The sequence below is a fragment of the Kitasatospora sp. NPDC050463 genome (assembly GCF_040655255.1).
GTDB lineage: Bacteria > Actinomycetota > Actinomycetes > Streptomycetales > Streptomycetaceae > Kitasatospora.
This window is the reverse complement of record NZ_JBFAJO010000002.1, coordinates 214,964-234,306: the sequence shown is the minus strand read 5'-3', so window position 1 is coordinate 234,306 and position 19,343 is coordinate 214,964. Positions and strand designations below refer to the sequence as shown.

General features: G+C 73.5%; 19 protein-coding genes. 10 read left to right on the top strand and 9 right to left on the bottom strand.

The annotated features are described in order from the left end of the window. Positions 1 to 514: 514 nt before the first annotated feature. Complete coding sequence (locus AB0J08_RS02715; RefSeq protein ID WP_360625726.1) at positions 515 to 1,498, bottom strand: IclR family transcriptional regulator; 984 nt, start codon at positions 1,496 to 1,498, stop codon at positions 515 to 517. A gap of 321 nt (positions 1,499 to 1,819) precedes the next feature. On the opposite strand from AB0J08_RS02715, the gene AB0J08_RS02710 reads away from it, so the two are divergent. Genes AB0J08_RS02710 through AB0J08_RS02700 form a run of 3 tightly spaced genes read left to right on the top strand, consistent with a single transcriptional unit; the run spans position 1,820 to position 4,994 of the window. Further along, on the top strand, positions 1,820 to 3,133 hold the full coding sequence (locus AB0J08_RS02710) for an extracellular solute-binding protein (protein WP_360625723.1): 1,314 nt from the start codon (positions 1,820 to 1,822) through the stop codon (positions 3,131 to 3,133). Positions 3,134 to 3,177: 44 nt separating this feature from the next. Beyond that, complete coding sequence (locus AB0J08_RS02705; protein WP_360625720.1) at positions 3,178 to 4,149, top strand: sugar ABC transporter permease; 972 nt, start codon at positions 3,178 to 3,180, stop codon at positions 4,147 to 4,149. Next, positions 4,146 to 4,994 (top strand): carbohydrate ABC transporter permease, encoded by an 849-nt coding sequence (locus AB0J08_RS02700; RefSeq protein WP_360625717.1) that lies wholly within the window; start codon positions 4,146 to 4,148, stop codon positions 4,992 to 4,994. The genes AB0J08_RS02705 and AB0J08_RS02700 overlap by 4 nt, the downstream gene beginning before the upstream one ends. Before the next feature lie 245 nt (positions 4,995 to 5,239). Here AB0J08_RS02700 and AB0J08_RS02695 read toward each other — a convergent pair whose 3' ends face one another. Continuing rightward, on the bottom strand, positions 5,240 to 6,094 hold the full coding sequence (locus AB0J08_RS02695; protein ID WP_360625714.1) for a VOC family protein: 855 nt from the start codon (positions 6,092 to 6,094) through the stop codon (positions 5,240 to 5,242). 88 nt (positions 6,095 to 6,182) lie between these two features. Beyond that, on the bottom strand, positions 6,183 to 6,818 hold the full coding sequence (locus AB0J08_RS02690; RefSeq protein ID WP_360625711.1) for an alpha-ketoglutarate-dependent dioxygenase AlkB: 636 nt from the start codon (positions 6,816 to 6,818) through the stop codon (positions 6,183 to 6,185). Between the two features lie 297 nt (positions 6,819 to 7,115). Between AB0J08_RS02690 and AB0J08_RS02685 the strand changes: the two genes are divergently transcribed. Together AB0J08_RS02685 and AB0J08_RS02680 are read left to right on the top strand one after the other, a co-directional pair. Further along, the gene (locus AB0J08_RS02685) at positions 7,116 to 7,766 is read left to right on the top strand and encodes a hypothetical protein (RefSeq protein ID WP_360625708.1); all 651 of its coding nucleotides are present in this window, start codon (positions 7,116 to 7,118) and stop codon (positions 7,764 to 7,766) included. Between the two features lie 552 nt (positions 7,767 to 8,318). After that, positions 8,319 to 8,726 carry an SHOCT domain-containing protein gene (locus tag AB0J08_RS02680; RefSeq protein ID WP_360625705.1) on the top strand — a complete coding sequence of 136 codons (408 nt, stop codon included), beginning with the start codon at positions 8,319 to 8,321 and terminating at the stop codon, positions 8,724 to 8,726. Between the two features lie 150 nt (positions 8,727 to 8,876). Here AB0J08_RS02680 and AB0J08_RS02675 read toward each other — a convergent pair whose 3' ends face one another. Further along, positions 8,877 to 9,131 (bottom strand): LapA family protein, encoded by a 255-nt coding sequence (locus tag AB0J08_RS02675; protein WP_360625702.1) that lies wholly within the window; start codon positions 9,129 to 9,131, stop codon positions 8,877 to 8,879. A 213-nt stretch (positions 9,132 to 9,344) separates the two neighbouring features. Between AB0J08_RS02675 and AB0J08_RS02670 the strand changes: the two genes are divergently transcribed. The 5 genes from AB0J08_RS02670 (at position 9,345) to AB0J08_RS02650 (ending at position 13,970) form a co-directional block, all read left to right on the top strand. Next, positions 9,345 to 10,496 carry a DUF2254 family protein gene (locus AB0J08_RS02670; RefSeq protein ID WP_360625699.1) on the top strand — a complete coding sequence of 384 codons (1,152 nt, stop codon included), beginning with the start codon at positions 9,345 to 9,347 and terminating at the stop codon, positions 10,494 to 10,496. Positions 10,497 to 11,212: 716 nt separating this feature from the next. Next, positions 11,213 to 11,596, top strand: a complete 384-nt coding sequence (locus tag AB0J08_RS02665) for a hypothetical protein (RefSeq protein ID WP_360625696.1) — start codon at positions 11,213 to 11,215, stop codon at positions 11,594 to 11,596. Positions 11,597 to 11,726: 130 nt separating this feature from the next. Beyond that, the gene (locus tag AB0J08_RS02660; RefSeq protein ID WP_360625693.1) at positions 11,727 to 12,926 is read left to right on the top strand and encodes a hypothetical protein; all 1,200 of its coding nucleotides are present in this window, start codon (positions 11,727 to 11,729) and stop codon (positions 12,924 to 12,926) included. Positions 12,927 to 12,960: 34 nt separating this feature from the next. Further along, positions 12,961 to 13,413, top strand: a complete 453-nt coding sequence (locus AB0J08_RS02655; RefSeq protein WP_360625690.1) for a roadblock/LC7 domain-containing protein — start codon at positions 12,961 to 12,963, stop codon at positions 13,411 to 13,413. A 182-nt stretch (positions 13,414 to 13,595) separates the two neighbouring features. Beyond that, complete coding sequence (locus tag AB0J08_RS02650; RefSeq protein ID WP_360625687.1) at positions 13,596 to 13,970, top strand: hypothetical protein; 375 nt, start codon at positions 13,596 to 13,598, stop codon at positions 13,968 to 13,970. 111 nt (positions 13,971 to 14,081) lie between these two features. Here the strand turns inward: AB0J08_RS02650 and AB0J08_RS02645 are convergent, their stop codons facing one another. The 5 genes from AB0J08_RS02645 to AB0J08_RS02625 form a co-directional block, all read right to left on the bottom strand. Then, entirely contained in the window at positions 14,082 to 14,468 is a 387-nt protein-coding gene (locus AB0J08_RS02645) for a DUF6188 family protein (RefSeq protein WP_360625684.1), read from the bottom strand. Positions 14,469 to 14,508: 40 nt separating this feature from the next. Further along, positions 14,509 to 15,633: an NUDIX hydrolase gene (locus tag AB0J08_RS02640; RefSeq protein ID WP_360625681.1), complete on the bottom strand. Its 1,125-nt coding sequence runs from the start codon at positions 15,631 to 15,633 to the stop codon at positions 14,509 to 14,511. Positions 15,634 to 15,822: 189 nt separating this feature from the next. Then, positions 15,823 to 16,815: an SGNH/GDSL hydrolase family protein gene (locus AB0J08_RS02635; RefSeq protein WP_360625678.1), complete on the bottom strand. Its 993-nt coding sequence runs from the start codon at positions 16,813 to 16,815 to the stop codon at positions 15,823 to 15,825. Beyond that, entirely contained in the window at positions 16,812 to 18,008 is a 1,197-nt protein-coding gene (locus tag AB0J08_RS02630; protein WP_360625675.1) for a glycosyltransferase, read from the bottom strand. The genes AB0J08_RS02635 and AB0J08_RS02630 overlap by 4 nt, the downstream gene beginning before the upstream one ends. Further along, on the bottom strand, positions 18,005 to 19,249 hold the full coding sequence (locus AB0J08_RS02625) for a glycosyltransferase family 1 protein (RefSeq protein ID WP_360625671.1): 1,245 nt from the start codon (positions 19,247 to 19,249) through the stop codon (positions 18,005 to 18,007). The genes AB0J08_RS02630 and AB0J08_RS02625 overlap by 4 nt, the downstream gene beginning before the upstream one ends. Between the last annotated feature and the right edge of the window lie 94 nt (positions 19,250 to 19,343).

Here is a 19,343-nt window from a genome sequence, read left to right as displayed (position 1 = left end):
TTCTCCTCGGGTTCGGACAGAGGTTTCCGAGCTGGTACTGTACTTCCTGTCGCGAGGGAGATGATCTCTCGTCAGGCGTCAGTGGTGCTACCGGAGCACGTCCTACTTTCAGTAGGGAGAGTCCGTTCGACCCGGGCCTGGCGCTCCAATGCGGACGAGGTCCGGTGCCTTTACCAGGCACCGGGCCTCTTCTGTTTCCCGGGCCCGCCGGATCGTCCGGGACGGCGGGCTCTCCCCGTTCTCCCGTTCTCCCGTTCTCCCGGTTCTCCGGGGCGGCGGACGGGGGCGGGGCCGGTTCAGAGCAGGGCTCCTGACCTGCTAGTCTTTCTCCTGTCGCGAGGGAGATGATTCCTCGTCAGGCGTCAGTGGTGCTACCGGAGCACGTCCTACTTTCAGTAGGGAGAGTCCGTTCGACCCGGGCCTGGCGCTCCAATGCGAATGAGGTCCGGTGCCTTTTCCAGGCACCGGGCCTCATTCGTTCTCCGGTGGAGCCGGACTCTTCCGGACCGCCGCGTCAGCCGGGCTGGCGGTCGGAGCCGAGCTCGCGGGAGATCCGCAGGCCGACCTGGGCGACCACCGGGCCGAGCGAGCGGACCCGGGCGGCGGTCATCCGGGAGGTGAGACCGGAGACCGAGAGGGCGGCGGAAACCTCGCCGGTGTGGTCGAAGATCGGGGCGGCGACGCAGCGGACCTCCGGCTCGTTCTCCCGGTCGTCGATCGAGTAGCCGCGGGCCCGGATCCGGGCGAGGTCGGCCCGCAGGTGCGTCTCGTCGGAGATGGTCCAGGCGGTGACCGGGCGCAGTCCGGCGGCGACCACCTCGGTGACGGCCTCGTCGGGCAGCCAGGCGAGGATCGCCTTTCCGGTCGCCGTGCAGTACGCGGGCGCCCGGCTGCCGACCCGGGAGGCCATCCGGACATTGGTCTCGTCCTCGACCTTGTCGAGGTAGACGATGCCGGGGGCCTGCCAGACGGTCAGGTGGACGGTCTCGCCGGCCTCGCGCTGCAGGCGCCGCAGGTGCTCGGCGGCGACGCTGCGCAGGTCCAGCGTGGACAGGTAGGCCTGGCCGAGGCGGAGTGAGCCGTGGCCGAGGCGGAACCAGCCGGTCTCCCGGTCGCGGTCGAGCAGATGCTCGTCGAGCAGCGGGCCGGTCAGTCGCAGCACGGTGCTCTTGTTGAGGCCGAGTGCCTCGGACAGCTGGGCGAGCGGTACGCCGCGCCCGTTGCCGTGGTCACGGACGTGGCCGAGGACGGCCAGCGCGCGGCGCAGCGAGGACGACTGGTTGCGGTCGGAGCCCGCCTTCTTCGCGGCGGTCGCGGCTGCTGTGGCCGGCGCGGTCTCCGACGGCGTCGCGCCGTCCTTCGGTGTGTCCCCGGCGCCGTTCTCCGGACCGGTCGGCCGGGCCCGCGAACCGGCCGGACCGGCTTCTGATCCGGCCTCTGATCCGGGCTCCGATCCGGCCTGTGGCCGGGCCTGCGACCCGGTTCCCGTCTCCGTCATCGGTCCGTTCCCCTCTCGTTCCACCGCCGGGCTGCGACGGTGGTCAGACCGTACCCCTTCGCGCCGCGTTCACCGATTCTTCGATACGCCGTTGTGCACTGCAAAACTTCGCGAACGGCCTCTTGTTGCTCGCGATCGACCCCGCCTAACGTCCCTGGCATCGAGCAGGCGACGCGGCCCACCCGAGCGGTCGCCCTGCCGTACCCCCACATCAACGCGTTCACGCACCCACCATCGGCCCCGGTCAGGGCCTGCTTCGACGTGCCCGTCCCCAGCGGTGTACGTCCCGGCGGCAGCTGTCGGGAGGGGAGGTCTCCACCCATGCGACTCATCGGACGAACCGCTGCGGCCAGCGCCCTCGCCGCCACCTGCCTCGCGGCGGCCGCCTGTTCGCCCGGCACCGCGCTGCCGGCCGGGGACAAGGCCGGTGACGACAGGACTGGCACGCTGCAGGTCTGGCTGTACAACGAGGCCGGCAACGCGGCGAAGGAAGCGGTGATCAGCAAGGCGGTCACCGAGTTCCAGGCCTCCCACCAGGGGGCCACCGTCGACATCAGCTACATCGACACCGACGCGTCGGCCCGCGCCGCCAAGATGAAGGGTGCGTTCAACGACCCGAACAGCGCCCCGGACCTCGTCGAGTTCGGCAACACCGACCTCCCCGGCTACGTCGCCGCCGGCGGCCTCGCCGAGATCGGCGCCGCCCTCGACGCCTGGAAGGACAAGGGCGACCTCGACCCGGCGATCGCCAGGACCGCGGTGCTGGACGGCAAGACCTACGGCCTGCCCTGGTGGGTCGGTGTGCGGGCGCTGTACTACCGCACCGACCTGTTCACCGAGGCCGGGCTGACCGCACCGAAGTCCTACGACGAGCTGGTCGCCGCGAACCAGAGGATCCACGCCGCGCACCCGGACACCTTCGGCATCGCGGTCGGCGGCAAGTACACCTTCGCCGCGCTGCCGTTCGTCTGGGACGCCGGTGGCGACATCGCCGCCAAGGACGGCTCCGCGTTCAAGGCCGCGATCGACTCGCCCGCCGCGCAGACCGGCATCAAGCGCTACACGGACCTCTTCGGCGCCGACGGCTGCCCGGCCCAGCAGTGCGCCGACCTCACCGGCGGCAAGACGGTCGACCTCTTCGCCGCAGGCAAGTCCGCGATGGCGATCCTGCCCAACTCCAGCCGCAGCAAGGTCGATGCGGGCCCGGTCAACGGCAGGTACGGGGTCGTCCCGCTGCCCGGTGGGAAGTCCGGGTCGATCGCCCCGGCGTTCGGCGGCGGCAACAACCTCGGCGTGATGAAGGCGGCCAAGCACCGCACCCTCGCGGTCGAGTTCGCCGAACTGCTGGCGAGTCCCGCGTACCAGGAGCAGATGTACGACGCGATGGGCAACCTGCCGACCCTCAAGTCCGTCAACGACAAGGTCGCGGCGAAGGACGCCTTCCTGAAGCCGTTCACCGACACCATCGCGGCCGGCACCAGGTTCGTCCCGCTGGACCAGGCGTGGGCGCAGATCGACGCGCAGGCCGTCATCCCGACGATGCTCCAGCAGATCGTCACCGGAAAGGCGGACGTGGCCAAGGCCTCCGGTTACGCCGCCACGCAGATCACCTCGGCCTTCGCGGCCGCCCACTGATCGCAGTCCTGGAGCGAGCAGGCCCGAGAGAGCAGGTCCCGTACGTGTCCGCACCCACCACGACCGCCCCGGCGGCGCCGACGTCCCCGAGCGGGCGCCGCCGGGGGACCGGCCCGGCCGCGCCCCCGCGCCGCCGCCCACCGCTGCTGCTGCTCCTGCCGGCCGCGATCATCATGATCCCGCTGGTGGCCTACCCGATCTACCAGCTCGGACTGCTGTCGGTGCTGGACTTCGGGCAGGCCCAGGCGTCCGGGGGAGTGCCCACCAGCTTCGTCGGCTTCGGCAACTACGAGAAGATCCTGAGCGACGGCCAGTTCTGGTCGGTGCTCACGCAGACGATCGGCTTCGCCGCCTTCTGCGTGGTCGCCACGCTGGTCGTCGGCGCCACCCTCGCGGTGTTGCTGACCAGGGTCGGCCGGGTGGCCCGGCTGGTGCTCACCACCGCCGCGACGGCGGCCTGGGCGGCGCCGGCGATGACCGGGTCGACGGTGTGGAGCTTCCTGTTCGACACCAACCTCGGCCTGGTCAACAAGACCCTGGTCGACCTCGGACTGAGCGGCTTCCACGAGTACAACTGGTTCTACGACAAGTGGACGGCGTTCCTCATCGTCGGTGCCGTGGTGGTCTGGCACTCCTTCCCGTTCGTCATGGTGACGCTCTACGCGGGCATCCGGGCGATCCCCGAGGAGATCCTGGAGGCCGCCGCCCTGGACGGCGCCAACACCTGGACGACCTTCCGCCGGATCACCGCCCCGATGCTCCGGCCGATCCTGACCGTCGTGGTGATCCAGTCGGTCATCTGGGACTTCAAGGTCTTCACCCAGATCTACGTGATGACCGAGGGCGGCGGCATCGCCGGACAGAACCTCGTGCTCAACGTGTACGCGTACCAGAAGGCGTTCGCCTCCTCCCAGTACGGGCTCGGCGCGGCCATCGGCGTGATCATGCTGCTGGTCCTGGTGATCCCGACGGTCCTCTACATCCGCACCCTGCGACGGACGGGGAATGAACTGTGAACGCCCGTAGCCGCCGGCGGTTCGCCGCCGACACCACGGCGGTCCTGGTGGCCGTCGTCACCGCCTTCCCGATCTTCTGGATGGTGCTGTCGGCCTTCAAGCCCAAGGGCGAGGTGCAGTCGCTGGACCCGAAGCCGTGGACCGCCCACCCGACGCTGGAGAGCTTCCGGCAGGTGCTGAGTGTCGACGGGTTCGGTCGCTACTTCCTCAACAGCCTGGTCATCGCACTCTCGGTGGTCGTGCTGTCGGCGGTGGTGGTCTTCCTTGCGGCGGTGGCGGTGACCCGCTTCCGCTTCCGGTTCCGCACCACCGTCATGGTGATGTTCCTGATCGCCCAGATGATCCCGGTCGAGGCGCTGACCATCCCGCTGTTCTTCATGTTCCGCGACGCCGGCCGGGTCGCGCCGGGCATCGGCCTCAACACCCTGGCCTCGCTGATCCTGGTGCAGCTGGCCTTCTCGCTGCCGTTCGGCATCTGGATGATGCGCGGCTTCGTGGCCGCCGTCCCGGTCTCCATCGAGGAGGCCGCCCAGATCGACGGTGCGAGCCGGACCCGCATCCTGTGGCGGATCCTGCTGCCGCTGGTCGCCCCCGGCCTGGCCGCGACCAGCGTGTTCTCCTTCATCGCGGCGTGGAACGACTTCGTCTTCGCCAAGACCTTCATCATCAGTGCCACCGACAACCAGACCCTCCCCTCGGCGCTGCTGGTCTTCTTCAAGCCGGACGAGAACGACTGGGGCGGCATCATGGCGGCGTCCACGCTGATGACCGTGCCGGTACTGATCTTCTTCATCGCGGTGCAGCGCAAGCTGGTCTCCGGGCTGGCGGGCGCGGTGAAGGACTGACACCGCGACGAAGGGGCCGGTGCGGGTGACAGCGTCCCGGTGACGGAGGTGGGGTCCGTGCGCCGGGACCGCGCCGACGGGCGACCCGCCCGGAACGCCGAGGCGGTGGGCCGGGCCCACCGCCTCGGCATCGGCGTTCGACGTCGGCGTTCGGCATCGGCGTTCGGCTCGTCGGACGGCGTCCGGGGCGGGGCGGCGGTATCGGGAGGGGAAGCCGTCTCGGGCGGGGGGCGGCGGCCGTCCGCTCAGGCCGCCGTCGCCGGACCGGCGGGCTCGCCCGGGTCACCCGCGCCTCGATCGCCCGGCTCGTCCGGTGCGGCCGGCGTGACCGGTTCGCCCGGTGGGACGGAGATCAGGGTGAACACCGCCCCGCCGTCGTCGCGCACCACCGCCAGCCGCCCGAACGGCGTCGGCTCCGGCCCGTCCAGCACGCTCGCGCCGAGCCGGACCGCCCGTTCCACCGCCCGGTCGGTGTCCGCCGCCCCGAAGTACACCGCCCAGAACGCGGGCGGGCCGTCCGGGTCGATGCCCGGGTCCCCGCCGATCCCGCCGACCGGCAGCCCGCGGACCCGGAACACCGTGTGGTCGGCCGCGGCGGCGTCGTACCCGTAGTCGAAGACCCGCCGGTAGAAGTCCCGGGCGGTGTCCGGATCGGGGGAGAGCTGATCGTTCCAGGCGACGGTGCCGGGTTCGTTGACCAGGCCCGCGCCCGGATTGAGCGACCCCTGCCAGAGCCCGAACACCGCACCGAGCGGGTCCACCGCGAGCACCCCGCGCCCCTGGTCGGGCACCTCGAACGGCTCGAAGACGACCAGCCCGCCCGCCTCCTGGACCAGCCCGGCCATCCGGTCGGCGTCGTCCACCGCGAGGTAGGTCGTCCAGGCCGGCGGCCCCTGTCCGTCGACCGCCCGGCGCGACCTGATCCCCGCCACCTGTACCCCGCGCACCGTCGCGACCAGGTACTCGTCACCCACCGGCCCGGTCGCCACGTACTCCCAGCCGAACAACCCGCCGTAGAACCGTCGCGCCCGTTCGACGTCCGGCGCGGCCAGTTCGACCCAGCACGGGACGCCTTCGTGGTACCTGCCGGCCTTCGGCATGCCGTCCTCCAAGCCCAGGCGGACCCCTCGGCAAGCCTCCGCGACCCCCGCGACCGCGGCAACCGGGGCGCCCGCCCCGGGCGATCGCTCAGGCGACCCCGCGCGGCCGGAACTGGATGCTGATCCGCGGCCCGACCGGCCGGGCGGTCTTCGCGATGGCGTGCTCCCAGGTCCGCTGGCACGACCCGCCCATGACCAGCAGGTCCCCGTGCCCCACCGGGTGCCGGACGACCGGCCCGCCGCCGCGCGGCCGCAGCAGCAGCGCCCGGGGCTCGCCCACCGAGACGATCGCGACCATGGTGTCCTCGCGCTCCCCGCGTCCGGTCCGGTCGCCGTGCCAGGCCACGCTGTCGCGCCCGTCCCGGTAGTAGCAGAGCCCCAGCGTCCGGAACGGTTCGCCGAGTTCCGCCGCGTAGTGCGCGCTCAGTGCCGCCCTGGCCTCGCCCAGCAGCGGGTGCGGTGGCGCATCCCGCTCCCCGTAGGACGCGAGCCGCGGTACCTCCACCATCCGCTCGTACATCTCCCGCCGCTCGGCCCGCCACGGGACCTGGGCCACCAGTTGTTCGAACAATCCGGCCGCCCCCCGCACCCATCCCGGCAGTACGTCCACCCAGGCTCCGGCCCCCAGCACCTCCCGCCGGACCCCCGTGAGCGGCCCCAGCGCGGCCCTGTCCCCGTCGGCGTCGTCGAACAACGAGGGCTGGAGGTGCACGGTGCTCTGCATGGATCCAGCCTACGCCGTTATCGAACGTGTGCTCGAATAGATTGGCCCGGGGCTCGCCCGGCCGTGAAACCCTCGCGCTTGCTGCTGTCGGTGGTGCCCATGGCGGATCCCCTCTGTGGATCTTGATGTGTAGGTTCTTGAGAAGGGAAACTGTCCGTCCGCACCGACGAAGGGATCGGCCGCCCGTGCGAGACGTCGGTTGCTCGACGGCAGATGCGGACAAGCGGAATGAACAGTCCGAGCGGAACGGCGTCAGACCCGGGGGTAGCAGCAGTGGTCTTTGGTAGGGGTGAGCCCGTGGAGGAGCCGCCGGTGCTCCCCGTCGGCTGGGAACGGGTCCGCGACTTCGTCATCGGTGACACCGAGCGCCCCGTCACCGCCAAGCGCACGGCGCGTACGCCCGGCCAGCTCGCCGTGCGCGTCCCCCGGAACGGCAAGGAGCGCCGGGTCTTCGCCCCCTGCGCGTTCGTCGGCCGGGAGGGAGAGCGGGTCGCCCTCTACGAGGACGCCGCGTGCCGGCTCCTGCTCTGCCTCGTCGACGGCCGCGGCCGGGAGGTCGACGACGAGCGGCACCACGAGGTGCATGACGCGCAGGGGCGGATCATCGGCACGCTGCGGCGGATCCCGCCCCGCACGCGCCCGTTCAAGCACAGTTGGCGCATCGACCAGCCGGGCCGTCCGCCGATCCTGGGCCGCAATCAGTGGGTGAGCGGCGATGCGAGGGAGATCGCCGCGCGCGTGGTCGAGAGGAGTCTCTTCGGGGCGCTCGACGCCCTCGCGAGCCTCGGGGCGGAGGGTGGTGACCAGCCCGCCAAGCCCCGCACGCTGGAGTGGCGGGCCGAGGAGAAGGTCGTCATGGTGTCGGAGGGCAGCGAGAAGGTCACGGTCAAGGCGGACTGGATCGACCGCCGGCTGGCCTTCGCCTTCGCCCTCGTCGGCGACCGCTGAGCCGGCCGACGGCCGCCCGACTGCCGCGCCCGACCGGGTCCGACCGGGTGTGACCGAGTCCGGCCGCAACCGCTGGCTGCGTCCGCCGACCGCAACCGACCGCCGTGCGCGGCGTGGTTGTCGGTGCGGCGGGGACCCGAGGTCCCTGGTGTGGCACGGGAGCCGGGGCGGTCCTCGACCGCCGGCGGTCGGGTGAAGTCGTGCACGACGGCGGCCTTCACGGCGCTCCTTCGCTTGCTCACCGTGCCGGCGGAGGCGCGCGGGGCGCAGTCACCAGCAGCTTCACCCGCCGGGGCGACCGGCCGCGGCCGGGGCTGGTCCGAACGGGTGTACTTCGCTCGGATCCGGTCCGGACGGGTTCGGCGGGCTCGGCTCCGGACGGTGCGCAGCGCCGTGGACCCGGACCGGTCGACGCCCGAGGAGGCCGTCCGACTTCCGGCATGCGGTGGTCGAATTGCGGTGATATGACTCGTTTGGCCGCCGTCCATCTCGGGGCGGCGCGGTTCACCGCGTGGCCGCCGACGGTCGGTCGGCCGGCGGGAGGAGGACACCGTGGACGACTACCCGATGCTCAACCTGTTCTGGACGATGCTGGAACTCTTCCTGTTCATCCTCTGGTTCTTCCTGCTCTTCAAGATCATCTCGGATATCTTCCGCAGCCATGACATGGGAGGCTGGGGGAAGGCCGGCTGGCTGATCTTCGTGATCCTGCTGCCCTTCCTGGGGGTGTTCGTGTACCTGATCGTGCGCGGCAGATCGATGGGCGAGCGTGACCTGGCGCAGGCGAAGGAGGCCGATGCCGCGTTCAAGGCGTACGTCAAGGAGGCGGCCGGCACCGAGGGTGGTGGCGGCGGAGCGGGTGGCCACGTCGACGAGCTGGCCAAGCTCGCGGACCTCAAGAACAGCGGTGCGATCTCCGAGGAGGAGTTCCGGAAGGCGAAGGAGAAGCTGCTCGCCTGACGCCGGGCCGCACCGGCGGGCCGTGGACGTCTGTCTGCCCACGGCCCGCTGAACGGTGTCCCGGGTCATGGCGGGTCGCGTCGCGGAGCCGGACTTTCCCGATGTCCGCCGCGGAGCCGGAGTTCCCGATGCCCCGGGCCGGCGCCCAGGTCAGCCCCTGGCCCGCCGGCGGCCGAGGAAGTACCCGATGACCAGCCCGGTCGCCAGCGTCACGGTGAGAACCGCCCACAGGGGCAGGGTGACGGTGGTGACCCACAGGGTGATGGAGACCGATCCGGTGTTGGCTGCGATGAACCAGACGGCGAGTACCGCGAGGACGGCGACCCCGATCGTACGCAGCCGTACGTCGCGCCCCTTGACCGTGACGGTCGGCGGACGGTGCCGCGGAGGAGTGTTCTGCGCCATGGTCCCAGTATGGTGCGGCCCGCCGACCGGGGCCCGTTCGGGGCAGTCCGCCGCCCCGGTTCCACGCCCGCCCGGGCCGCCCGGTCGCGCCGACGGATCGGCGCCCCCGCGGCGAGCCGGTGCCGGCGGCCCGACGTGAGACCCCGGTCCGCGCTGCGTCGCCGGCGTCGGGTGCGCGCGGGCGCCAGCCAGCTGTTCGGTCTCCTCGCGGGCTTGGCCCTGGGGGTCGCGCTGCCGCGGATCTCCGGCGGGCCGATGGTGCCGGCCGGCCCCGTCACCGAGCTGGTGCTCGCACTGGGCCTGGGGCTGCTGGGCACGATCGCCCTGATCTTCTCGCTGCTGTTCCTCGTCGTGCAGTGGGCCGCCACGACCTTCACCCCGCGTCTGACGCTCTTCCGCGACGCCCCGATCGTCTGGCGGACCTTCGCCCTCACCATCGGGCTGGTCGTCTTCTCCCTCACCGCGGTCGTCGCCACCGGCGAGCACACGGAGGTCTCGGCGGCCGTCCTCGTCTGTGAACTCGTGCTGCTGCTCATGCTGGCGGTCCTGCTGCGGAACCTCCAGCTCAGGGCCTTCACCGCGATCCAGCTGGCCGAGGTGATCGCCTCGGTCGCCGAGCGCGGGCGCGCCATCCTCGACACCTTCTACCCCGACTCCAGCGCGGCGCCCCGCACCGGGCGGATCTCCACGGCCGGCAGGGACACCGGCGCCGACGCCCTGCCGGCGCTCCGCTCGACGGTCCGCTGGCCCCACCCGCCGGCGGTGCTCCAGCAGGTCGACATCGACCGGATGCTCCGCGCCGCCGGCGCCGCCGATGCGGTCGTCGTCCTGCCGCACGCCCCGGGCGCCACCCTGCGCCGCGGGGCCGCCGTCGCCGAGGTGCACGGTGGGGAGGTGGCGGCCGGCGCTGTCCTCGACGCCCTGGTCACGGGTAAGGAACGGACCCTGGAACAGGACCCGACCCTGGCGCTCCGGCTGCTCGCCGACATCGCGCTGCGGGCGCTCTCGCCGGCCGTCAACGATCCGGCCACGGCGGTCCAGGTCCTGGAGGTCCTGGAGGACCTCCTGAGTCGGCCCGCCGCGACGCCGGCCGCCGTCGTGCGCGTCCACGGCGACGACGGCACGGTGCGGGTGGTCGTCCGGCTGCCCGGCTGGGAGGAGGTCCTGCGCTCCACCGTCGACGACCTCGTGGTGGCCTCGTTCGCGTCCCCGATGGTGCTCGCCCGGATGCGCGCCCTGCTCCGCCATCTCCTGGCACCGGCCCACGAGGACCACCGCGGAGCGGTCACCCTTCGGCTCGGCTGGCTCGACGACGCGGAGGCCGCCCGATTCCCCCGGCTGCGACCGGCGCGCGAGGAGCCCTGAACGGCCCGCGCCACGGCGCCGCTCCCGGCCCGGGAAGGCGTACTGGCGGGCACCGCGCTCGGGGCCGGTCCGGGGGGAGGGTGAGTTCGGTCATCGGCAGGTCGGTCCGTCCACCCGTCGTTCCCTCATGCTCGATTTCTGACCAGGCGCGATGTCCTGCTAATGTTCTTCCCGTCGAGAGGAAATGATCTCTCGTTCAGGCGTCAGAGGTGCTACCGGAGCACGTCCTACTTTCAGTAGGAAGAGTCCGTTCAACCCGGGCCTGGCGCTCCATCCAAGGCGGCCGCTCCCCATCGGGGGGCGGCCGCCTTGTTCGTTCTCGCCGCTCGCCGCTCACGGCTCACGGTTACCTCCCCGGCTCGGCGCGGATCTTCATGAGAGCTTCACGGTCTGGCGCGGCGGCCGCACGGCTCTATCGCAATCCGCGTCCGAAACCCTCCCTCGTGGCCGACAATCGGCCAAGGTCCCGTTCCAGGTCGGCAGTCGGCCCGTTCGGTGGCGTCCCTCCCGGTCAGCGGTTTCGCCCGGTACGGTGAACTGACGTGGCGTCACAGGATGGCTGAAAGTAGTCGCACGCAGTGTGAATATGCCATTGGAATGTTCGTCATATCGAATCCGGCAGTAGCCTTCCGTGTCGAAGCCGCCACTGCTCGTGGTGAACCGGTCGGCGCTGTTCGAGCGCGCCCGGCTGTCCCGAACCCTCCGAAGGAGCCCGAGTGCCGGGTATCGACCAATGCCTCTCCGGGGCGATGACGATCGCCGGCGCCCGGGCCGCCAGCCTGATCGACTGGAGCAGCGGGCTCGCCCTCGGCAGCGTCGGGGTCAGCCCCAGTGGTGACCACGACACCTCGGCTGCCGAGGCAACCGACCTGGTGCGGGCGGCTGTTGAGAGCCAGACCTTCACCGAGGCGGAGGATCAACGGTCGCCGTTGCAGGACATCATCGTCACTGCGGGCCGCAGTTACCACCTGTTGTGCTTTATTGACACCGTCTTCGACAGCAGGCTCGTCCTGCATCTGTGGCTCGACCGGACCGAGGGCAACCTGGCCGCGGCGCGCTACCGCCTCCAGGGCCTGGCCGAGGAACTGGTGCTCGGATGACGCCCACCATCGCGGAGTCGGCTATCGGTGCGATACCGGACGGCGGAAGGCGCCTGTCCGCTGCCCGTCCGGCTCCCGCCGTCGTGTTTCGGCCAGCCGGGCGGGAGCCTGTCGCCCGTCGGCGGTCGGCATGAGCGGCCCCGCCCTGTCCTCAGCGGGCGTCCTTCTGCCGGCGAGGCTCGGGCGGACCCCGGGCGAGGCGGTCGCCAGGCTGGCTGAGGAGCGGGTGACCGGCGTCCTGCACGGACCTGCGGGGGCGCTCTACTTCGCCGACGGCCTGGTGGTGCACGCGGAGTCCGATCGCAGCCCCGACCTGGCCGCGCTGCTGACCGGTTGCGGTCGGATCACCCCGGAGGCCTGGCAGGACACCGTCCGGGACTTCGGCCCGCACTGCCGGGTCGGTGGCGCCCTGGTGGAGCAACGGCGGCTCGCCCTGGGTGAGTTGGAGGTCTGTCACCTCGGTGTGCTGTTCGATGCCGCGTTCTTCGTCCTCGACGGCGCGGGCGCTGCCGCCTGGACCGCCGCCGCCTGGGCCTCCGGGGTGTCGGAGGCAGCCGAATCCGTCGGCGCCGTCGGCGCGGTCGGTGCGGGCGCCGGGCCTTCGGCCGCCGGGTGCTGGGCCTTCGAGTCCGGTGCGCGGCACTGGCTCGGGCCGGTGTCGGCGGTGAGTGCCTTCCGGCTCTGTCGGGAGGTCGATCGCCGTCGGCGGCTGTTGGAACGGATCTGGCCGTGGCCCCAGCTCGACACCGCTCCGGTCCGCCCGGTGGCCGTCGGGTCTGCCGGGAGCGCGGAAGCCGCCGGTGCCCGCGAGGTACGGGCCGCGACCGCCCGGACCGTCCGGTGTCGCCATCCCAGCCCCTACCAGCGGGAGTTGCTCGACCATGCGGACGGCCGAAGAACGCCGGCGGAGCTGGCCCGGTTGCTCGGGCGCTCGGCCTTCGCGACCACGGCGGACGTCCGTCGGCTCGCCGCTGCCGGGTTGCTCGCCACCCCGGGACGCGGCGTGCCGCGGCACGCCGCCCAGGCACCGGCCACGACCGGCCGCAGTACCGGCCCGCACGTCCCGGCCGGGAGCGTGTCGGCCGCGCGCGTGCCGGTCGCGCGCTCCGGAGCCGAGCCCGTCGCGGCCGGCCGTACCGGCGGTGGGCTGCACCGTCGCGTCCCCGGTGCCGCGCTGGCCGGGCTCGTCCCGGCGGGTGCGGCCCGCTCCGCCCGCCCGTCGATCCCGGCCCACCCACCGACCCCGGCAGCGGCTCACCCGCTGACCGTGCCAGACCCGGACATCGCGCTGCTGACCCGGGTCCGAACCCTTCTGGAGGCCCGACTTTGAACCACTCTCCGCCCGCGACTCCGTTCTCACGGCCATGAGGCGGGCGCTCAAGCAGCGTGTCGGAAGGAGACAACTGATCGCCTTGGAGACCGAGCTGCTGGCCGAACTCCGCGCCCTCAAGCATCGGGTACCGCATCTCGCGGGTGGGCTGGTGGGCAGCGTGGACGGCCTGCTGGTCGCCCACGACACCCACGGGACCGAGCCGTCGGGCCTGGCGGCGATGACGGCGGCCTCGCTCAGCCTGGCGCAGCGGCTCGCCGACACGACCGGGCAGGGCGAGTTCCGGGAGTCGCTGGTCCGCGGCGAGCACGGCTATGTCGCGACCTACGCGGCCGGCGGAAGCTGCGTGCTGACGCTCCTGGCGCACCCGGACGTGAACGTGGGCCGGCTGCACCTGGAGGCCCGGCGCTCCGCCCGGCGCATCGCCGACCTCCTCACCGACACCCTCGCGCCCAAGGAGGCCAGGGAGTCCAGGGAGGTGGGCTGACCCGCCCGCCCCGCCGCCCGAAGGAGCCACTCACCGACCTGTCGACCGATCGACCGATCGATGTGTCGACTTCCGACCACCCGACCGATTCCCGCCCCCTTCCGACCGATCCCCGGTCCCCGACACCCGCCCCCTTCCGACCGACTGATTCCCGATCTTCCGAACGAACTGGAGAAACCGACATGACGGACGCAGCAGGCGCGCTCAAGCAGGCCATGACCGTGATCGAAGGCGCCATCGGCGCCGCCCTGGTGGACTACAACAGCGGCATGGCGCTCGCCACCCTCGACGGCCCCGGCGGGCTGGACCTCAACGTGGCCGCCGCCGGGAACACCGACGTGGTCCGGGCGAAGATGCGCACGATGGACATGCTGGGCCTGCAGGACGGCATCGAGGACATCCTCATCACGCTCAGCAGCCAGTACCACCTGATCCGCCCGCTCACCGGGCGCAGCGGCAAGGGCCTCTTCCTCTACCTCGCGCTGGACAAGAGCCGGGCCAACCTGGCGATGGCGCGGCACCAGTTGACGAAGGTCGAGGCCGAGATGGAGGTCTGACCCAGGCCCGGGGGTCCGGTTCGCCGGATCCCCCTCGGTGCCCGCCGGTCGACCCGTCCGGGTGCGGACCCCGCGTCGCGCGGCGCGGGGTCCGGCCGGGCGGCGCCCGGTTCAGTGACCAGGGCCGTTCGCCCACGTCACCTCGCCGCCCGCCAGCCCGGAGCAGACGACGCCCTCGGGGGTGAACACGCTCCACGGTGCGACCAGGGCGTGCGGCCGGACGGACAGGGCGGCGCCGCCCTCGAAGGCCAGCTCCAGCCCGCCGGCCGGGGTCACCCGGGCGGTTTCGACCGTCCGGCCGGCCAGGGCGAGCAGCGGGCCGGTCGGGCGGAACGTCAGCGCGGGGTAGAAGTGCTCCACCTCGGACGGCATGGCGAGGCGGAACTCGTGTGTCACCCGGACGGTCACCGGTCCGTCCAGCGTGAGGTCCAGTCGTCCGCCGCCGCTGACCGACGTCACCCGACGGCCGGTCAGGACGTCCGCGATCCCGTTCTCCATGCGTCCAGTGTGGACCAGGAACGGCGGTCGGGGCGGCCGGTCAGTGCACCGGTCGCCCCTCGACCAGTTCGGCCGGCCCGCCGGGCCGGTCACGGGCGGCGAGCGCGGCGGCCGTCCGGCCCCAGGACGATTCGGACAGCAGCGCGCGTGCCTCGGCCGGGTCGCAGAGCCGCCATTCGACCAGTTCGTCCTCGGGCAGCACGATCGAGGCGAGGCGCTCGTCCGGCACGGTGCCGCCGTCGAAGAGGTAGACCAGGACGGCGGTGTCCCGGCCGCTCCGCGGGTCCGCGCCGCGGCCGGGCAGCCAGTCGAGGGCCAGCAGCCGGCCCGGCTCGTGCTCCCACCCCAGCTCCTCGCGGACCTCCCGCCGGGCGGCCGCCCGGGGCAGTTCCCGGTCGGCCTCGATCCCGCCGCCGGGCAGCGTCCAGTACGGCTCCTCGCCCCCGGGCCCCGGCCAGGGCCGCAGCCGCACCAGCAGGACCCGCCCCGCGGCGTCGGTGAACACCGTCCGTGCCTTCGCCCGGATCCGCGGCCGGGTGGCGATGTAGGTGGCCCGGTCCAGCGGGGGAGCGGCCGGTTCGGCGTCGGTTCCGGTGGTGTCATCGGTGAGCGCCAGACCCGCCAACCGGGTGTACTCGGGCGGTGGTTCGGCCGTCAGATGGTCCAGCGTGTGCCCGACGGGAAGGCTGTCCTCCAGTTCCAGCGGGCCGGCCGAACGCGGCACCCGCAGGCAGGCGGTGACCCGCCGGGAGAGGCGCGGGGGCAGCGCGTGGGCGGCCTGCTCCGGTGTCAGCCAGGTCCACCCGCCGACCTCGTCGGTGTCCGGCCTGAACGCGTCCGCCTGCTCGGGGGTGAGCGGCTCGGCCCAGTAGAGGTGTGCGGCGATCGGCGGGCGGGAGTCGTCGAGCGTCCAGTCGATGCAGGCCAGCGCGCCGAGCACGGGCGTGAACCCGAGCTCCTCGGTGATCTCCCGAACGGCCGTCCGGCGTGGCGAGAGGTCCGCCGGCTCCCAGCCGCCGCCGGGGACGGCCACCGGGTGCTTCCGGTCGTACGGCAGCCGCACCACCAGCACCCGGCCGTCGCCGGACGGGAACAGGACCCCGGCCGCGGCCATCAACTCGCGTCCGGAGCGACTGGGCTGGCTGTCCGTCGACGATGTCGTCACCGATCCGACTCCCTTCACCGGTTCGGGCGCGTCCCGCCCGCTGCCCTCTACGACTGCCGCGCCCGCTGCTACGGTTCCCGCCGTGGCCGGGAGTGAACCGGCGCGGGCCCGTTCGAGGTGCCCGGGCGGAGCCTCCGGGGACCTGCGGTGGTCGGGAAAGCCGACTCGCCCACGGCGGGCACCGCCCACTCACCGGAGCGCCCCCAGGGCCGCGGCCGCCGCCCGGGTCATCTGCTCGTCGTGGCGGCCGGTGGCGCCGCGGAGGCGGGCCCAGCCCTCGACGGCGGCCAGGGCGAGCAGGCCGGGGAGCAGATCCGTACAGCGCTCGGCGAGCCAGCTGGTGCCCCGGGTGGCCATCCACCACAGGTCGGCGACCGCGCCGGGGGGTGGGTCGACGCGACCGGCGGCGGGGGCCGGACCGAGTGGCCGTCCGGCGGTCGCGAGCAGGTCGTGGAAGCCCCGGGCGATCAACCGGTGCCCTTCGGCGCTGGGGTGGAGGCGGTCCACGCTCAGCAGTTCGCGGTGCGTCGTCCAGGGCAGGTCGGCGACGTGCAGGTGGACGGCGCGGTGGCGCGTGGAGAGGGCGTGCACCACGGTGTTCACCGCGCGCATCCGGCGCGCCAACGGTCGGGCCAGCGGCCGAGGCAGTCGCAGCAGCGCGCCCGGGTCGGGCAGGCAGGCGGTGAGCAACAGGGCGCCGCTGCGGGAGAGTTCACCGAGCGTGGTGTCCAACTCCCGGGTGGTGCGGCCGATGTCGAACCCCGATCGCAGGGTGTCGTTGCCCCCGACCACGACGGCGGCCAGCCGGGGGCGCAGCACCAGTGCGGCGGGCAGCTGATCCGTCGTCAGATCGGTACTGAGCGCCCCGCTCCGCGCGAGGTTGGTGAACTCGACGCCGACCTCCGGCGGTGCCAGCGAGCCTGCGAGCAGCGAGGCCCAGCCCCGCCGGCCGCCGGCGACCGGATCGCCGACGCCCTCCGTGAGCGAGTCGCCGAGGGCCACGAACCGCACCGGCTCGCCGGCCCTCCCGGCACCGGTGTCCCCCGGCCCGCGCCCGCCGCCCGGGACCGCCGCCACCGGGACCGCCGCCACCGGGGGTGCTCCGCCGGGGTCCGCACCGCTGGCGAGCGCCCCGCCCGGGGCCGTCTCGCCGCCCCCGGCCGGCCCCACGGCCGTGCTCATCGCGCCTTCTCCGCCCGGCCCGGCGGCGGGCCCGGCGACCGCTCCGGCAGCAGCTGCGGCGCCCGGTGCGCGGCGAGGAAGGCCGCCACCGCGGCAGGCCAGCCGTACTGCTCCGCCCGGGCGCGAGCAGCGGCGCGGCGCTCCTCCTCGGGGCGCGCGAGCAGGTCACGCACCGCCCCCGCGAAACCCGCACCGGTGTCCTCGGCCGCCGCACCCGCCGGACCGACCAGAGCCGGGAGGGCCGACGAGCGGCTGACCGCCACGGGGGTGCCGCAGGCGAGGGCCTCCAGCGCGGCCAGGCCGAAGGTCTCCACCGGACCGGGGGCGAGCACCACATCGGCGCAGCCGAGCAACCGGGCCAGCGCGCCCCTCCCGGCCACGTGCCCGAGGAAGTGCACGGGCAGCCGGAGCCGCCCGGCCCGGGCGGCCAGTCTCGCCCGCAGCGGCCCGGTACCGGCCACCACCAGGACGGCCGGCAGCCGGCCCGCGCACAGGTCGGCCAGGGCCTCGACGGCCCGCTCGGGGCGCTTCTCCGTCGAGAGCCGGGAGCAGAGCACCAGCAGCGCCTGCCCGGGGTCCACGTACCGCGCCCGCTCGGCCGCCCGCTCGACGGCCGTCAGGGGGCGCATGGCGGTCAGGTCCACGCCGAGCGGTGCCTGGGCGAGGTTGCGGACCCCCAGCCGGCGGAACTCAGCGGCCGCCCAGTCCGTGGTGCAGACCACCGTGTCGTAGGCCCGGGCGGTGCGGCCGTTGAGCCGGTCGGCGGCGGCAACGGCCGCCGGACCGGGCAGGCCCCAGGTACGGAGCAGCCCGGCCGCGCTCTCGTGCGACACCATCACCGAGCGGAGCCCGTGGCGCCGTGCCCAGCCGCCGGTCCAGCGCAGGGTGGTGCGGTCGGAGACCTCCAGCCGGTCCGGCGCCAACCGGGTCAGCTCGTCGGCGACCGCCCGCCGGTCGGTGAGCAGCCGGTAGCCGCCGCTGCCGGGCAGCACCCGCCCGGGCAGGGTGACGACCAGTCCCTGCTCGGTCTCCTCCTCCGTGCGCCGCTCCCCGGGCACGACGAGCACCGGAGAGTGTCCGGCGGCCCGGTAGCCCGCGCCGAGATGGCGCAGGGCAGTGCGCAGTCCACCCGAGACCGGGGTGACGAAGTTCGCCACCCGGACGATCCGGAGCGAGCCCCCGTGGCCGCTCATGCCGGCAGTTCCTCCACCACCGGGGCGTCCTCGGTCAGCCGTGCGGGACCGGTCGCCGGGGGCACGGCGACGCCGCTCGCGTCCGTCGCCCCGACCCCCCGGTGCTCGGCCAGCACCTCCTCGTAGTGCCGCAGCAGCAGATCCCCGACCGCTTCCCAGGTGCGGGCTGTCACCTCGGCCCGCCCGGCGCGCCCGTAGGCGGCCCGCAGCCTGGCGTCGCCGGCCAGCGCCGTGACCGCCCGGGCCACCGCCGCGCCGTCCCTCGGCGGAACCAGCAGACCGGTCCGGCGGTGGGCGACCAGGTCCAGCGGGCCCCCGGCGGCCGGGCCGACCACCGGGACGCCGCTCGCCATCGCCTCCTGGATGGTCTGGCAGAAGGTCTCCAGCGGGCCGGTGTGCACGAACACGTCCAGGGTGGCGAAACAGCGCGCCAAGTCGTCCCCGGTCCGGCGGCCGAGGAACACCGCGCCGGGCATCGCGGCCTTCAGCCCCGGCGCGGACGGCCCGTCACCGATGATCACCACCCGCACCCCCGGCAGTGCCGAGGCGCTCGCCAGCAGGTCGACCCGCTTCTCGGGCGCGAGCCGCCCGACGTAGCCGACCAGCACCTTCCCCTCCGGGGCGAGGGCCCGGTGCAGCGCCTCGTCGCGGTGGCGCGGGTGGAAGCGGACCGAGTCCACCCCCCGCGGCCAGAGCCGCACCCGGGGCACGCCGTGCGCGGTGAGGTCCTGCGCCGCCGGGGTGGACGGCGCGAGGGTGCGGGCGGCGGCGCGGTGGACGGCCCGGATCCGGTGCCAGGCCGCGGCCTCACCGAGCCCGCGGCCCGCCCGGTATGCGTGGGCGTACCCGGCGAGGTCGGTCTGGTACACGGCCACGGCGGGGACACCGAGCCGGGCGGCGACCTGCATGCCACGCGCGCCGAGCACGAACGGGCTGGCCAGGTGGATGAGGTCGGGCCGGTGCCCGGCGACCGCGGCGGTCAGCTGCCGGCTGGGCAGCGCGATCCGGACCTGCGGGTAGCGGGGCAGCGGGACGGACGGGATGCGGACCACGGGCAGCTCGGCCGCTCCCGGCCCGCCGCCGAAGACGTGCGGCGGGCAGTCGGCCCCCCGCGCGGGTGCCGGGGTGATGACGAGCGGCTGGTGGCCCCGGCGGACCAGATGCTCGGCCGTCCGCAGCACGCTGTGGGCGACTCCGTTGACCTCGGGCGGAAAGGATTCGGTGATGATGACGACGCGCATGCCGGAGTTCTGTCCACACCCGGCGTGCACGCGGCCAAAGGGATCTGTCGAACAAACGAACGCGGGTCGGCGATTTGGGCCGCCGGCCCGCGTT